Here is a 16358-nt window from a genome sequence, read left to right as displayed (position 1 = left end):
CTTAATGCCACAGCCCCGCTTTTTAATATATATTATAAGGATGGAGGAATGCCTAAAGATGAAAAATAAAAAGAATATAATGATAGCGTGCATTGTTATATTAGTAATATCTGTTGGAGGACTATTTATAAAAAACTATAAAACTAATAATAGTTCATCTGCATCTACAAGAGTAATAGAAAATGATAGTGGCAAAAATGATAATAGCTTAGACAAAGATAAGAATACAGTTAATAATACTAACAAGAAAAAAGAAAATGAAAAGAATAAAAAAGAAACTAAAAAGAAAGAGGAAGAAAAGAAAAAAGAAGAAGTCAAAAAGAAAGAACAAGAGAAGAAAAATAAAGAAGATAAAAACAATGAAAGTACATCTAGTAAATTAGTATCTAGTAATGATAATTCAGGGAACAAAGAGGTAGGTAATAAAGTAACAGTTAATATAAGGATAGAAGGATATGATAGAACTCTTGTGCCAAGAACTCAGATAACTACGGGGATTTTTGATTTAAATAAATATTCAGGACCAGCTACAGGGGCCTCTGCAACGCCATCTAAAGGATGGGGGATAGATAAATTTAAAGAACCAACTAATGCTCATGCTGTGGTTAAAGTGTTAGAAAAATACGGATTTAAACATGTTAAAGATTATGATCTTCAAGATTATGGCTGGAGTTTATATATAGCAATGATAGGAGGAGATAGAGAATTTGACCATAGAAGTACTTCAGGTTGGATGTATAGAGTAAATAATGTATTACCTAATGTGGGATGTCAAGGTAAGCCTATAAAAAATGGAGATGAAATCTTATGGTATTTTGGAGCTTATGGATTTGATACATTAGCTACTGAAATAAAGGCAAATGCTACTAATGTAAAAGTAGGACAACCTGTTACCATAACTTTAAATGGGATTAAAAATGATATAAATACATGGAAAGAGTTTAGGGAACCAGCAAAAGGAGCCACTATATATGCCGATAGTAGTCCATTAATAATAGGAGGTAAAAAATTTATTACAGATAATAATGGAAAGGCAACTATAAAATTTGATAAAGCAGGTACTTATAGGTTATCAGCAGAAAGAATTAATAATAAAGGATTAAAGGATATAGTAAGACCACAGCCTATTAGTATAAGTGTAAAATAATATTAAAATTAAAAGTCCACTTATTTTAAGTGGACTTTTAATTTTAATATTTTATCTATAAACACTAATATATTATTATAAAATCTGGTAAAATAAGATTAATATAGAATTCTGAAAGGGGATAATTTTATGGATTATATGAAGATTTATGAGGAATGGTTAAATAATGAATACTTCGATGAAGAAACAAGGAAAGAATTAAGAAGTATAAAGGATGATCCTAAGGAAATAGAAGATAGATTTTATAGAAATTTAGAATTTGGTACAGCAGGGCTTAGAGGGAAAATTGCTGCAGGAACTAACAGAATGAATAAATACATAATAGCTAAAGTTACTCAAGGACTTGCAGACTTTATAGTAGATAAAGGTGATGAAGCTATGGAAAGAGGAGTAGCTATAGCTTATGATTGTAGACATTATTCATATGAATTTGCTAAAACAGCGGCACTGGTTTTAGCAGCAAATGGAGTAAAAGCTTATCTTTTTGAAACTTTGAGACCAACACCTATTCTTTCATATACAGTAAGAAGGCTTAAAACTATTTCAGGTATAGTAGTAACTGCTAGTCATAATCCAAAAGAATACAATGGATATAAAGTTTATTGGGAAGATGGTGCGCAAATACTTTCAAGTATTGCAAATCCTATATTAGAAAAAATAGAAAATATAAAAAGTTTTACTGAAATCAAGAATATTTCTGAAGAAGAAGCAAAAGAAAAAGGTCTTCTTAAAATAATAGGTAAAGAAATAGATGATGAATATATAGAGAAAGTAAAGGAATTAAGTATTAGAGATGATATAGATAAAGATATTAAAATAGTGTATACTCCTCTAAATGGTACTGGAAATATACCTGTAAGAAGAGTTTTAAAAGAAAGAGGATTTAAGAATATCATTGTAGTACCAGAACAGGAAAATCCAGATCCAGATTTTACTACAGTAGGATATCCTAATCCAGAAGATATAAAGGCCTTTAAATATGCTGAGAATTTAGGAAAAGAGGTAGGGGCAGAGCTTTTAATAGCCACAGATCCAGATTGTGATAGATTGGCTATAATGGTTAAAGATAAAAATGGAGAATATGTAGCATTTAATGGAAATCAAACAGGTGCTATATTAATTAGATATATATTAGAAAGCAGAAAAGAAAAGGGCACATTACCTGACAATGGAGCCATAATAAAATCTTTAGTTACAGGAGATATGGGGAAAGCTATAGCAGAAAAATATGGAGTTAAAACCTTTGAAACTTTAACTGGATTTAAGAATATATGTGGAAAAGAAAATGAGCTGGAGAGGACTGAAGAATATAAATTTATATTTGGATATGAAGAAAGTATAGGATATGTGGCTGGTGATTTTGTAAGAGATAAAGATGGAGTTATATCTTCAATGCTTTTGTGTGAAGCAGCAGCTTATTATAAAACTTTAGGAAAATCTCTATTGGATATTTTAAATGAAACTTACGAAGAGTTAGGATATTACAGAGAAAAGCTTATATCATTAGTTTTAGAAGGTATAGAAGGGCAACATAGAATAGGAAGAATGATGGAAGTATATAGAAAAGAATTTCCAAAACAAATAGGAGAAGTTAAATTAGTAAAATATATAGACTTAGAAGAAGGAAAAGAATTTGATATGAAATCAGGTGAAGTTAGTGATAGTGAAATGCCAAAATCTAATGTACTTAAATTTATGTTAGATGATGAATCTTGGTATGCAGTAAGACCTTCTGGTACTGAGCCTAAAATAAAGATTTATATATATTCTAAAGGAAATACTTTAAAAGAATCAGAAAATAAATTAAAAGTAATGGAAGAAGTTATCATGACAAAACTAAATTCCGTAGAATAGACATAATAAGGATTTAAAATATATAAACAGGTAGTATACAAAAAATTGTATACTACCTGTTTTATTTTTATTAGTAATTATAAAAGAGATAAAAGAGTAATAAATATATAGAGAGATAAGTAATTAAAAAAATAAATTTGAGGAGGCGGTTTTATGAGAAATATAGTTGATTTAAATAGTGATGTTGGAGAAAGTTTTGGAAATTATACAATAGGAATGGATGAAGAAGTACTCAAATATGTTTCTTCAGCTAATATAGGATGTGGATGGCATGGTGGAGATCCAATGGTTATGGAAAAAACAATAGATGTGGCAGTTAAAAATGGATTATCAATAGGTGCTCATCCAGGATTTCCTGATTTATTGGGTTTTGGAAGAAGAAAAATGGATATAAGCCCTAATGAAGGGAGGAATTATGTAATATATCAGCTAGGAGCTATTAAGGCTTTTGCTATAAGTAAAGGGATAAAAATTCAACATGTAAAACTTCATGGAGCTTTTTATAATATGGCAGCAGTTAACTATAAATTATCATTAGAAGTAGCAAAGGGCATATATGAAGTTGATAAAAATATTATTTTACTTGCTCTTGCAGGAAGTGAAATGGTAAGAGCGGCAAAGGAAGTTGGACTTAAAGTTGCAGAAGAAGTTTTTGCAGATAGAGTTTACAATGTTGATGGTACTTTAGTTTCTAGAAAAGTTCCGGGTTCCGTAATACATGATAAAGATTTAGCTATAGAAAGAGTGAAATCTATGGTTAAACATGGAAAAGTAAAGGCTATTACAGGAGAAGAAATTGAAATAAATGCGGATTCTATATGTGTTCATGGAGACAATCCTGAAGCAGTAGCTTTTGTTAAGCTTATAAGAGAAAAGTTAGAAGAAGATGGAATTGAAATAAAAGCACTTAAAGAGTTTATATAATTAATAATTAATGTGGGGGGAAGTATGGGGAAAAAAAATTTATCCGCTCTTTTAGGAGCAGCATTTCTTATGGCAACATCTTCTATAGGACCAGGGTTTTTAACACAAACAGCAACATTTACAGAAAAGTATAAGGGTGATTTTGCTTTTGTAATATTAATATCTATTGTTTTAACAATAGGAGCTCAAGTAAATGCTTGGAGAGTTATAGGGGTATCTGGAATGAGGGCACAAGATATATCTAATAAATTATTGCCTGGATTGGGATATTTTGTAGCTTTCATTGTGGCTCTTGGTGGACTTGCTTTTAATATAGGAAATGTTGGAGGAGCTGCCATGGGGTTAAATGTGGTATTCGGGTTAAATTTAAAAATTGGAGCATTAATATCAGCTATTTTATGTATAGGAATATTTTTATCAAAAGAAATGGGAAAAGCTATGGACAAATTAACAGTAGCACTTGGAGGAATAATGATACTTTTAGTAGCTTATGTAGCTATAGTAACAAAACCACCAGTATCGTTAGCATTAGCTAGAAGTGTTATGCCAGAAAATATTGATTTTTTCCCAATTATTACATTGATAGGAGGAACTGTAGGAGGATATATAACTTTTTCTGGAGGTCACAGACTTATAGATGCAGGAATAACAGGACAGGAAAATATAGATAAAATAACTAAATCATCTTCTTTGGGAATATTGGTATCATCTATTATGAGAATATTACTTTTTTTAGCCGTACTTGGTGTGGTTTATGCTGGCAATAAGCTAGATCCAGCTAATCCACCAGCATCAGCTTTTAATATTGCTGCAGGAAATATAGGATACAAATTTTTTGGAGTAGTTATAGCAGCAGCAGCTATAACTTCTGTAGTAGGAGCAGCATATACTTCTGTATCTTTTCTAAAAACTTTATCAACATGTATTGATAAAAATTACAATAAATGGATAATAGGTTTCATATTAGTATCTACAATTATATTTATAACTGTTGGACAACCGGTTAAATTGCTTATATTAGCTGGTTCTTTAAATGGATTAATTCTTCCAATTACTTTAGCTATTATGCTAATAGCATCTGTAAATAAAAGCATAGTAGGAGATTATAAGCATCCATTATGGTTACTTATTTTAGGTATAGTAGTTGTTATAATTTCAGCTTATGCAGGAGGAAAATCCTTAATGGGAATTAAAAATTTATTTATATAAAGGTGGTGATTTTAAGTTGTATAAGGAGCCTAAATATCTAATAGCAGGTGATAAGGCTATTACTGTAGAATTCGGTGATGAAATAAAAGAGGAGATAAATAAGTTAGTAAGAAATATGTCTTTTGCAATTAATAAAGAGAAAATAAAGGGCATCACTGAAATAATTCCTACCTATAGATCAGTTTCTATTCAGTATAATCCTTTGGAAATTGGCATCAATGAACTAATAGAAAAATTAAAAGAAATATATGAAAATATAGATAGTATAAAACTACCTTTAGCTAAAATTATTGAGATACCTACAGTTTATGGTGGGGAATATGGACCAGACATAGAGTTTGTAGCTAGACATAATAATATGTCTATAGAACAAGTTATAAAGTTTCACACTTCAGTGGACTATTTAATATATATGTTGGGATTTACCCCAGGTTTTACTTACCTTGGAGGATTGCCAAAAGAAATAGAAACACCACGTTTAAAAACTCCAAGAACTAAAATACCAGCTGGATCTACAGGTATAGCAGGAAAGCAAACAGGAATATATCCTATAGAAAGTCCTGGAGGGTGGCAGCTTATAGGAAGAACTCCTTTAAAATTTTATAATCCAAAGCGTAATCCGCCTATAATTTTCAATGCAGGTGATTACTTAAGGTTTATTCCTATAAATGAAAGAGAATATAAACAAATATTAAAATTAGTAGATGAAAATAAATATGAAGTAAAATTTAGGAATAAAGAGTAGAGGTGAAAGAAGTGGGGGATATAAAAGTAATAAATGCTGGATTTTTAACTACAGTACAAGACAAAGGAAGAATAGGATATCAAGAGTTTGGGATGCCAGTAGCAGGAGCTATGGACGAATTTTCTTTGAGATTAGGAAATATTTTGCTAAAAAATGATGAGTATGAAGCTGCTTTAGAAGTTACTATGTTAGGACCAGAACTAAAATTTAATATAGATACAGTAGTTTCTATTACTGGAGCGGATATTCAACCTAAAATTAATAATATAGAAGTGCAAATGTGGAGAACTATTAAAATAAATAAAGGAGATAGATTATCTTTTGGAAAATGTAAAAATGGATTGAGATGTTATATATGTTTTTTAGGAGGAATAGATGTACCAGATATTATGAGGAGCAAGTCTACCTATATAAAGGCAAAAATAGGGGGAGTTCATGGAAGAGCATTAAAAGTAGGAGATGAAATTGATTTAATAAATAAAAAAACATATTATAAAGAAGTTTTAAACAGAAAAATAAAAGATTCTTATATTCCTAATTATACAGGTAATTATAATATAAACATAGTATTAGGTCCACAAGAGGAATCTTTTACAAAAGAAGGGTTGAATACACTTACTTCTTCTACTTATGAGGTAACAAATCAGTGTGATAGAATGGGATATAGGTTGACTGGAGAAAAAATAGAACATAAAGAAGGAGCGGATATAATATCTGATGGAATAGCTTTAGGATCTATTCAAGTACCTGGACATGGTATGCCAATTGTAATGATGGCAGATAGACAAACTACAGGAGGATATGCTAAAATTGCTACAGTAATATCTTCAGATATATCATTACTGGCTCAAGCAAAGCCTGGAGATAAGATTAAATTTATAAAATTATCCATAAAAGAGGCACATTCCATATTAAGAGAGTATGAAGAAAAAATAATTGATATAAAAAATTCTATAGAGGAAGTGAAAAATTTAGAGATAGTTAAAAGGAAAAACTATAGAGTAAGAGTGAATGGGGAAAGTTTTAGTTTAATTGTAGAGCAATGTAAATGAATTAACAAAAAACTTTTAAAAAGACGCTAAGCGTCTTTTTAAAAGTTTTTTGTTAATATTTTGTTACATATTAAGAAATAAAATAGCAGTCATTAAAAAGATGATGTATGCTTAATAAGTAAAAATTTATTTAGTTAGGAGAGATTTGGTATGGAAAATATAGGACTAGTTCTTGAAGGTGGGGGAATGAGAGGACTTTATACAGCGGGAATATTGGATTTTTTTATGGAAAAAGGTCTTTATCTACCATACGTAATAGGTGTTTCTATGGGCGCTTGCAATGCAGCTTCTTATTTATCTAGGCAAATTGGAAGAAATAAAGCTATAACCATAAATTATGTAAAGGATCCTAGATATATAAGCTATAGGAACTTCTTTAAATGCAAAAGTATTTTTGGGATAGATTTTATATATAATGAAATACCATATAAATTGGAACCTTTTGACTTTCAAAGTTTTTCAAAATGTAAGGAGAAATTTGTTATTGTAGCCACAGATTGTAATACGGGTAAAGCAGTATATTTTAATAAAGAAGAACATGAGGAAATATTAACTATTATAAGAGCATCTAGTAGTCTTCCTTTTATATCTCCTATAGTTAAATATAAGAATATGTGTTTATTAGATGGAGGTATAGCAGACTCTATTCCTATAAGAAAGTCTATAGAAGATGGGAATAAGAAAAACATAATAATACTTACAAGGCAAAAAGAATATAGAAAAGAGCCATTTAAAGCTAAAAGACTATTAAGAAGAATATACTCAAGATATGATGGATTAATAAATGCTATAGAAAATAGATATAATGGTTATAATAATACCCTAGACTATATTGATAAATTAGAAAAGGAAAATAAAGCTATAGTTATAAGACCTAAAGAAAATTTAAAAATTAGTAGAATAGAAAGAAATACGGAAAAATTAGAAGCATTATACAAAGTTGGATATGAAGATGGAAAAAGATATTATGATAAAGTTATTAATTGGATTATGGTGTAAGAAATGTATTATTTCTGCAACTTCTAAAAAATAAAATTTCAATTTTTAATTTAATATATGTACAAAATCCAAATAATCTGATAAAATTAAGAAGTGTTGAAAAAATATTGCAAGTTTAATATAACTATATTTCATAAAAGCTATATGCGTAGGAGGTAATATTATGAGTGTACAAAGTTATGTAAATGAATTATTTAATGAAGTTGTAAAAAGAAATACAAATGAACCAGAATTTCATCAAGCAGTGAAAGAAGTATTAGATTCTCTTGTACCTGTTTTAGAAAAGCATCCAGAGTATATTGAAGAAGGAATAGTAGAAAGATTAGTAGAACCTGAAAGAATGATTACTTTTAGAGTGCCATGGGTGGATGATAATGGTAAAGTTCGTGTAAATAGAGGATTTAGAGTACAGTTTAATAGTGCTATAGGTCCATATAAAGGAGGACTAAGATTTCATCCAACAGTTAATGCAAGTATAATAAAATTTTTAGGGTTTGAACAGATTCTTAAAAACTCTTTAACTGGTCTTCCAATAGGAGGAGGAAAAGGTGGCTCAGATTTTGATCCTAAAGGAAAATCAGACAGAGAAATTATGAGATTTTGTCAAAGTTTTATGACAGAATTATATAGACATGTAGGACAATTTACCGATGTACCAGCAGGCGATATTGGAGTTGGAGGAAGGGAAATAGGATATCTTTTTGGACAGTATAAAAGGATCAAAAATCAATATGCAGCAGGTGTTTTAACTGGAAAAGGATTAAATTATGGTGGAAGTTTAACAAGAAAAGAAGCAACAGGATATGGATTGGTATATTTTGTAGAAAGAATGTTACAGGCTAAAAAAATGAGTTTTGATGGAAAAACTGTAGTAGTATCTGGATCAGGTAATGTTGCTATTTATGCAATAGAAAAAGCACATACATTAGGAGGAAAAGTAGTTGCATGTAGTGATTCTAGTGGATATGTTTATGATAAAGATGGTATAGATGTAGAAATTGTAAAGAAAATAAAAGAACAGGAAAGAAAGAGAATTTCTGAGTACATAAAATATCGTCCACAAGCAGAATATCATGAAGGACATACAGGAATTTGGACAATTAAATGTGATATTGCATTACCTTGTGCAACTCAAAATGAAATAGATGAAAATTCAGCAAAAATATTAGTTCAAAATGGAGTTATAGCTGTAGCAGAAGGAGCTAATATGCCTTCAACTTTAGAAGCTACAAATATATTCCTAGATAATAATGTGTTATTTGGCCCAGCTAAAGCTGCTAATGCAGGTGGAGTTGCTACTTCAGCTCTTGAAATGTCTCAAAATAGTATGAGATTATCATGGAGTTTTGAAGAAGTTGATAAAAAACTTAAAGATATAATGATTAATATATATGAAAATATAAGTTCAGCTGCAGCAGAATATGGAGAAGAAGATAATTTAGTTTTAGGAGCAAATATAGCTGGATTTGTAAAAGTTGCAGAAGCAATGAAGGAACAAGGAATAGTTTAGAATAATTAAAAATTTATATTGACATTATAAATTTTTAATTATATAATGTAAATCAATAATTAAAAATTACTTTTATAAGACAGTGAAGAGAAGAGTAAGTATAAAAGGTAGTTATAGCGAGTCGATGGTGGTGAGAGATCGATACGAGATTTATACAGAAGAACATCTCTGAGTTTCTAACTGAAATCAATATTTTGAAAGTAGGCTTAGACGGAATCCATACCGTTAAAATTGGGAAGTATTGATTGATACTTTTACTTAAGTTGAGCTTATTTTAAGCTAATTAGGGTGGTACCGCGGAATTTCAACCTTTCGTCCCTTTATAGGGATGAAAGGTTTTTTTATTTTTAAAATTATAATAGCGCGCTATAAAAATATTTTAAATCAAGTGTTATAAAGGATAATATAAAATTTAAAAATATTTGTTTAGGAGGAAAACTATGAGTAAATATGATGAAAGATTAATAATACCAGAAGGATATAAAACAGAATTAGACTTAAAGGAAACAGAAATAGCAATAAAAGCTGTAAAAGATTTTTTTGAAAGAGCTTTAGCAAAAAAATTAAATTTAGTGAGAGTTTCAGCACCGTTATTTGTAAGATGTGATAGAGGATTAAATGACAATCTAAATGGAGTAGAAAGACCAGTAAGCTTTACCATAAAGGATGACAATGAGGCGCCAGCTGAAATAGTACATTCTTTGGCTAAATGGAAAAGAATGGCTCTTTATAGATATGGTTTTCCAATAGGAGAAGGTTTATATACAGATATGAATGCTATAAGAAGAGATGAAGATTTAGATAACATTCATTCTATATATGTTGATCAATGGGATTGGGAAAAAGTATTAACTAAAGAAGATAGAAATGAAAAATATTTAAAAGAAACTGTAAATAAAATATATAAAGCATTTAAGGAAACTGAGAATTATATATGTGGATTATATCCATTTTTAGATAAAGTGCTTCCAGAAGAAATAACTTTTATAACTTCACAAGAATTGGAGGATATGTTTCCAGGACTTACTGCTAAAGAAAGAGAAGACGCTATAACAAAAGAAAAAAGAGCAGTATTTTTAATGAAAATAGGAAAAGTTTTAGAATCAGGAGAAAAGCATGATGGAAGAGCGCCAGATTATGATGATTGGGAATTAAATGGAGATATTTTATTCTGGAATCCATTACTTAATAGAGCTTTTGAACTATCTTCCATGGGTATAAGAGTAGATGAAGAGTCTTTATTAAAACAATTAAAATTAGCTAACTGCGAAGAAAGAAAAAATTTAGAATTTCATCAAATGTTATTAGAAAAGAAATTACCATATACTATAGGTGGAGGAATAGGTCAATCTAGAATATGTATGTTTTTCTTAAAGAAGGCACATATTGGTGAAGTACAATCTTCAATATGGCCAGAAGAAATGATAGAAAAATGTGCTGAATATGGAATGAAATTATTATAATGAAAAAAATCTAAATCCTAAATGGATTTAGATTTTTTTATGCATTAATATATTTTTTTTAGAAATAATATAAATAAAGCATTTACAAAATAGAAATTGTATAGTACAATCTTATATGAAATTGATTATCAATATCATCAACAAAGGATGGTGTATATGAGCAAACTGGAAATGGCTTCAACTTTAAAAATGATAAATACGTTACAAGATAAAGAATATATGTTTTATATGACTGCATTTAATATTGCGCCTACAATTGAAGGAAGAAAACCAGCTTGTATATTAACTTTTTCTAAAAAGAATAGAAATTTATATGATATGTGGGAAAAATATAAAGAGGAATTTTTAGAACGTTTTGATATAAAGGCATTTCATATAAAAGATACAGGAGATACTCATACAGTATTATTCTATAAAGAAGCTGAGTTACATAATCAAATATTTAAAGATGAAAATATAAATTTTTTGCATAAGTTTGGATATAGAGAATATATGAAATTAGAAGAATGTTTAAACTTATTAAAGGAAAGATATGAAAATTTTTGTCCTCATGAAATAGGAATATTTTTAGGAATACCTCTAGAAGATGTTAAAGCTTTTATGGGATGTACTAAAAAGCCATGTTTGAGTTGTGGATATTGGAAAGTATATTACAATGAAGAGGAAGCATTGCAAATATTTAAATCTTATGATGAAGCAAAGATAAAAGTATTGGAAGCTGTAAGACAACAAATTGTTTTGAATAGTTTTAATAACAATATAAAGATATAAATATTTTTTTAACATTTTAATGATAATGAATATCAATATCATAAAGGAGGGGTTCTTTAATGAATAATACATTAAATGAATTGAATGTAGGTGAAAAAGGGAGGGTAGTATGTATTTTACCTGAAAGTAAAGTAAGAAGAAGGCTTATGGATATGGGCATTGTAAAAGGTGTAGATATCACTATTTCAGGAAAAGCTCCTATGGGAGATCCCATAGAGATAAACTTAAGAGGATATAATCTTACTTTAAGAAAAAGTGAGGCAAAGGATATATCTGTAGAAAAAATATAAAGCTTTAATTTATTTTTATTTTATAGAATGGGGGATAACAATGGAAAATACATTAACTTTTGCGTTAGTAGGTAACCCCAATTGCGGGAAAACTACTTTATTTAATGCAATTACAGGATCTAGGCAACATGTAGGAAATTGGCCTGGTGTTACTGTAGAAAAAAAAGAAGGAAAGGTAAAATTTGAAAATAGAGAAATCAATATTGTTGACTTACCAGGAACCTATAGCTTAGGTGCATACTCTGAAGATGAAATAGTTGCTAGGAATTTTATTTTAGAAGGAAATTCAGACGTAGTAATAAATGTAGTAGATTCAACTAATATTGAAAGAAATTTATATTTAACTACTCAACTTTTAGAAATGAATAAAAAAGTTATAATTGCTTTAAATATGGTGGATGAAGCAGAGAAAAAAAATGTTAAAATAGCTATTGATAAATTAGCAGAAAAATTAGGAGTAAGTGTAATTCCAACTGTAGCCATTAAAGGAAATGGAATAAAAGATTTATTAAATAAAGGTGTTGAAATAGCTGAAAAAGGTAAAAATAAAATTTTTAAGAGAGATTATGGTGAAGAATTAGAAAAAGAAATATCTTCATTAAAGTCTATGTTAAATGAAAGTAATATAGATCTTCCTTATCCAGAGGAATGGATAGCGTTAAAACTTTTAGAAAATGATCCACATATTCTTAATAGAATAAAGGAAAATAATGTAAATAAGAAACTTATTGAACAACTAAAAAAAAGTGTTGAAAATATAACTAATGAAGTAGGTTATGATACAGAATCATATATTGTAGATAAGAGATATGATTTTATATCTTCTATAACAAAAAATACAGTGGCAAGAAAAGATAATAAAGAGTTAACTTTTTCTGATAAGATAGATAAAGTTGTAACAAATAAATGGCTAGGAATGCCTATATTTGCTTTAATTATGTTTTTAATGTACCAAATCACCATGACTTTTGGAAATGACTTTTTGGGAGGATTTATTGATGAAGGATTTGGTAAGTTAGGAGAAATAGCTGAAGTGGCTATGGAGAATAGTCCTGAAATTATAAAATCTTTAGTAGTTGATGGAATAATTGGAGGTATGGGAGCTGTATTGGTGTTTGTGCCTTTATTATTTACTATGTACCTAATAATATCACTCTTAGAAGACAGTGGATATATGGCTAGAGCTGCTTATGTTATGGATAGATTTATGAGCAGCATAGGATTACATGGAAAAACTGCAGTATCTTTAATTATTGGTAGTGGATGTAATGTAGCAGGTATAATGTCAACTAGAACTTTGGAAAGTAAAAAAGATAGAATGGTTGGAATATTAATTAATCCATTTATATCATGTGGAGCAAGATTACCGGTATATGCATTATTTATAGGAGCTTTTTTTGCAGATAAAAAAGTAGGAATTTTTTCTGCTTCAGGAATAATTGTATTTTTACTTTATACTTTAGGAATATTAATGGCTATAATAATGGGAAAAATATTTAGTAATACTGTATTTAAAGGGGAAAATTCATATTTTATTATGGAATTACCTCCTTATCGTATACCTACATTTAAAAGTGTATTAATACACATGTGGGAAAAATCAGAAGCGTTTATTAAAAAAGCAGGAAGTATTATTTTTGTAATTGTGTTGTTAGTATGGGCATTGTCTAATTTACCAGTTGGTGTGGAACCAGGTAGTGAAAATAGCATTTTAGGAATTATAGGAGGTTTCTTTGCACCTATATTTAAACCAGCGGGATTTGGAACTTGGCAAGCAGGTGTTGCATTGATAACAGGATTAGGAGCAAAGGAAGCAGTGGTTGCTACTATGGCTACAACTTATGGGTTAGCATCAGAAGGCGCAGAACTTACTGCGGTTATACAAAATGTATTTACTCCATTGTCTGCTATGTCCTTTATGATATTCTCATTATTATACTCTCCATGTGCAGCAGCTATAGGAGCAATAAAAAGAGAAACAAATTCTGCAAAATGGGCTTGGTTTACAGTGTTTTATACAACTGCAATTGCTTGGGTAGTGTCTGTAGCATTTTATCAAATAGGAAGATTATTAGGATTTAATTAGAGAAGGAGAGGTTATATATGAGTGTGTTGGTTATTGGAGGAGACAGATTAGGCAACATAAAAGATAACCTTAAAAATGAAGGCTTTGACACAATAAAACATATAACTGGAAGAAAAAGTTCAGACAGAAAAATTCAAATACCAGAGAATATGGATGTAATTTTAGTTCTTACGGACTTTATAAATCATAAAGCTATAGAAAGTATAAAAATAAAGTCAAAAAAATGTAATGCTAAAATACTTTATTCTAAACGTTCATGGGTTCATATGGAAGAAATTATAAAAGATTATGTAAAAAAACAGAATAAATAAATTAAAATATGTAAAAATAATCACTCTCTTTAATATAGATTTTATTGCTTAGTTTTTAAATGTCTATACTAAAGGGAGTGATTTTATTATTGTTAATATTTTATAGTACATGTGTTATAATTTTTTTTCTAATACAGTTTTTACTTATAGGTATAATGTGAGGAGCTCCAGTAATAGGATTTTTAATTATATGAGTATTTATATTGTAGGCGTCCCTAATGTTTGATTCCGTAAGTACATCTTTAGGAGTACCTTTACATAATACATTACCATTTTTCAATAATATTAAAGAATCACTATATTCAGCTGCTAAATTTAAATCATGTAAAACAGCGATTACGGTAATATCTCTATTTAAATATTTTATAGTATCTAAAATATCTATTTGATGGTGCATATCTAAATTTGAAATAGGTTCATCTAAAAGTATTATTTCACTTTCTTGAGCTAAAGCTCTAGCTATAATGACTCTCTGACGCTCACCACCACTTAACTCATTTATGTTTTTATCTTTAAGGTACCAAGTATTAGTCATTTCCATAGCTTCTTTTACTATAATAAGATCAGTATCCTTTTCTTTTTCAAATCTTTTTAAATAAGGAGTTCTTCCCATAAGAACTATATCCATTGCAGAAAAATCAAAATCAATATTAGTATTTTGAGGTACGGAAGCTATTTTTTTAGCTAAATCCTTATTTTTAAAAGAATTAAGGTCTTTACCATCTATGTAAATACAATTATTTTCTATAGGTAATATTTTTTGTATATTCTTTAGAAGAGTAGTTTTACCAGAACCATTAGGGCCTATAATGCTATGAAACTTATTTTTTTCAAAATTTATATTAATATTTTTTAATATTTTTTTATCTCCATAACTACAGTGTAAGTTATTTATAACTATGGAATAGGTATTTTTATTTAACATCATATCACCTTTTTCTTATTTTGTATTAAAAGATATATAAAATAAGGTGCTCCAAATATTGATGTAATAGCACCTACTGGTATTTCAGCAGGTGGCACCAAAGTTCTTGCTAAAGTATCTGATATTATCATAAATATAGCTCCACCTAAAGTAGTGAAAGGAAGTAAGACTTTATGATTTGGGCCAACTAATATTCTTATCATATGAGGAATAATAAGTCCTACAAAGCCTATAATTCCACTTACGGATACACAGGAAGCTATAATAATTGAAGAAATAATTAATAAAAATTTTTTTACTCTGTCCACTTCTATTCCTAAGCTATTAGCAGTTTCATCTCCTGTAAGCATTACATTTAAATCTCTAGAGTAATTCATAATTACAATACTAGATATAATAACTAAAGGGAGTAGGGACAGTACTTCTTTCCAACTGGCAGAGGATAAACTTCCCATAGTCCAAAATACAATCTGTTCAACTTGTTCTCTATTAAATATCATTATAAGAGAAATTAAAGAAGAAAGTAGAAAGCTTACAGATACACCTGCCAATAACAGTATATTAGTAGGAAGCTTTGTACCAACTTTCGCTATATTGTATACAAGAAAGGTAGTTAAAATAGCAAATAAAAAAGCAAGAATTGTAACGCCGCTAATACCTATCATAGTAATTTGAAAGCCTAATACAATTGCAATAGAAGCACCAAGAGCAGAGCCTGATGAAATACCTAGTACATAAGGATCTGCCATTGGATTTTTAAAAATTGCTTGAAAGACTGTACCTACTATGGATAAGCCAGCGCCTACCAGAGCGGAAAGAATTATTCTAGGTAACCTAATATTTAATATAATTAATTTATGAGTATTTGAAATGTCATGGGTGTCTATGTTTGATCCTATTAAGGGAATTTTGGATACAAGAATTTTGATTCCTTGTATAAAGTTTATATTAGCTATACCTAAGGTACTGGATATAATGGTTAATGTAAATAGAACAACTAATAAAATAAAGAATAAACTTTTATAGTGATTTTTGTTTTTTGAAAAAGACATCAAAATTCCCCTTTTCTGTT

Annotated in this window: 15 protein-coding genes and 1 other annotated feature; of the genes, 13 read left to right on the top strand and 2 right to left on the bottom strand. The window is 29.0% G+C overall.

All coding sequences use genetic code 11. The features are described from left to right. Nucleotides 1-58: 58 nt before the first annotated feature. From J2Z24_RS13340 to J2Z24_RS13280, 13 genes are all read left to right on the top strand, one after another. Entirely contained in the window at nucleotides 59-1147 is a 1089-nt protein-coding gene (locus J2Z24_RS13340; protein ID WP_035148276.1) for a DUF4430 domain-containing protein, read from the top strand. 129 nt (nucleotides 1148-1276) lie between these two features. Continuing rightward, nucleotides 1277-3001, top strand: a complete 1725-nt coding sequence (locus J2Z24_RS13335) for a phospho-sugar mutase (protein ID WP_035148275.1) — start codon at nucleotides 1277-1279, stop codon at nucleotides 2999-3001. 153 nt (nucleotides 3002-3154) lie between these two features. Continuing rightward, nucleotides 3155-3925 carry a LamB/YcsF family protein gene (locus J2Z24_RS13330; protein WP_035148274.1) on the top strand — a complete coding sequence of 257 codons (771 nt, stop codon included), beginning with the start codon at nucleotides 3155-3157 and terminating at the stop codon, nucleotides 3923-3925. A 24-nt stretch (nucleotides 3926-3949) separates the two neighbouring features. Then, nucleotides 3950-5134, top strand: a complete 1185-nt coding sequence (locus tag J2Z24_RS13325; protein WP_035148273.1) for an NRAMP family divalent metal transporter — start codon at nucleotides 3950-3952, stop codon at nucleotides 5132-5134. Between the two features lie 16 nt (nucleotides 5135-5150). Beyond that, nucleotides 5151-5879 carry a 5-oxoprolinase subunit PxpB gene (gene pxpB / locus J2Z24_RS13320; RefSeq protein ID WP_035148271.1) on the top strand — a complete coding sequence of 243 codons (729 nt, stop codon included), beginning with the start codon at nucleotides 5151-5153 and terminating at the stop codon, nucleotides 5877-5879. Nucleotides 5880-5890: 11 nt separating this feature from the next. Continuing rightward, a complete protein-coding gene (locus J2Z24_RS13315) occupies nucleotides 5891-6931 on the top strand; it encodes a 5-oxoprolinase subunit C family protein (RefSeq protein ID WP_035148295.1) in 1041 nt (346 codons plus the stop codon). 150 nt (nucleotides 6932-7081) lie between these two features. After that, nucleotides 7082-7930: a patatin-like phospholipase family protein gene (locus J2Z24_RS13310; protein WP_035148270.1), complete on the top strand. Its 849-nt coding sequence runs from the start codon at nucleotides 7082-7084 to the stop codon at nucleotides 7928-7930. 163 nt (nucleotides 7931-8093) lie between these two features. Beyond that, nucleotides 8094-9440 carry an NADP-specific glutamate dehydrogenase gene (gdhA, locus tag J2Z24_RS13305; RefSeq protein WP_035148268.1) on the top strand — a complete coding sequence of 449 codons (1347 nt, stop codon included), beginning with the start codon at nucleotides 8094-8096 and terminating at the stop codon, nucleotides 9438-9440. 73 nt (nucleotides 9441-9513) lie between these two features. Next, nucleotides 9514-9763, top strand: a binding site (T-box leader). A 117-nt stretch (nucleotides 9764-9880) separates the two neighbouring features. Further along, the gene (asnA, locus tag J2Z24_RS13300) at nucleotides 9881-10903 is read left to right on the top strand and encodes an aspartate--ammonia ligase (protein ID WP_035148266.1); all 1023 of its coding nucleotides are present in this window, start codon (nucleotides 9881-9883) and stop codon (nucleotides 10901-10903) included. 156 nt (nucleotides 10904-11059) lie between these two features. Then, nucleotides 11060-11674, top strand: a complete 615-nt coding sequence (locus J2Z24_RS13295) for a DUF3793 family protein (RefSeq protein WP_051593284.1) — start codon at nucleotides 11060-11062, stop codon at nucleotides 11672-11674. A 59-nt stretch (nucleotides 11675-11733) separates the two neighbouring features. Beyond that, complete coding sequence (locus J2Z24_RS13290; RefSeq protein WP_035148265.1) at nucleotides 11734-11964, top strand: FeoA family protein; 231 nt, start codon at nucleotides 11734-11736, stop codon at nucleotides 11962-11964. Nucleotides 11965-12004: 40 nt separating this feature from the next. Beyond that, nucleotides 12005-14050, top strand: a complete 2046-nt coding sequence (feoB, locus tag J2Z24_RS13285) for a ferrous iron transport protein B (RefSeq protein ID WP_035148263.1) — start codon at nucleotides 12005-12007, stop codon at nucleotides 14048-14050. A gap of 17 nt (nucleotides 14051-14067) precedes the next feature. Beyond that, nucleotides 14068-14361 carry a DUF2325 domain-containing protein gene (locus tag J2Z24_RS13280; protein ID WP_035148262.1) on the top strand — a complete coding sequence of 98 codons (294 nt, stop codon included), beginning with the start codon at nucleotides 14068-14070 and terminating at the stop codon, nucleotides 14359-14361. A gap of 100 nt (nucleotides 14362-14461) precedes the next feature. On the opposite strand, the gene J2Z24_RS13275 is transcribed toward J2Z24_RS13280, so the two are convergent. Continuing rightward, nucleotides 14462-15286, bottom strand: a complete 825-nt coding sequence (locus tag J2Z24_RS13275) for an ABC transporter ATP-binding protein (RefSeq protein ID WP_035148261.1) — start codon at nucleotides 15284-15286, stop codon at nucleotides 14462-14464. Beyond that, nucleotides 15286-16338, bottom strand: coding sequence for a FecCD family ABC transporter permease (locus J2Z24_RS13270; protein WP_035148260.1), 1053 nt, complete (start codon nucleotides 16336-16338; stop codon nucleotides 15286-15288). Before J2Z24_RS13270 ends, J2Z24_RS13275 begins: the two co-directional genes overlap by 1 nt. Nucleotides 16339-16358: the final 20 nt, after the last annotated feature.

It is taken from the genome of Clostridium tetanomorphum (assembly GCF_017873215.1).
Lineage (GTDB): Bacteria > Bacillota > Clostridia > Clostridiales > Clostridiaceae > Clostridium_AO > Clostridium_AO tetanomorphum.
This window is presented reverse-complemented; position numbering and strand designations above follow the sequence as displayed.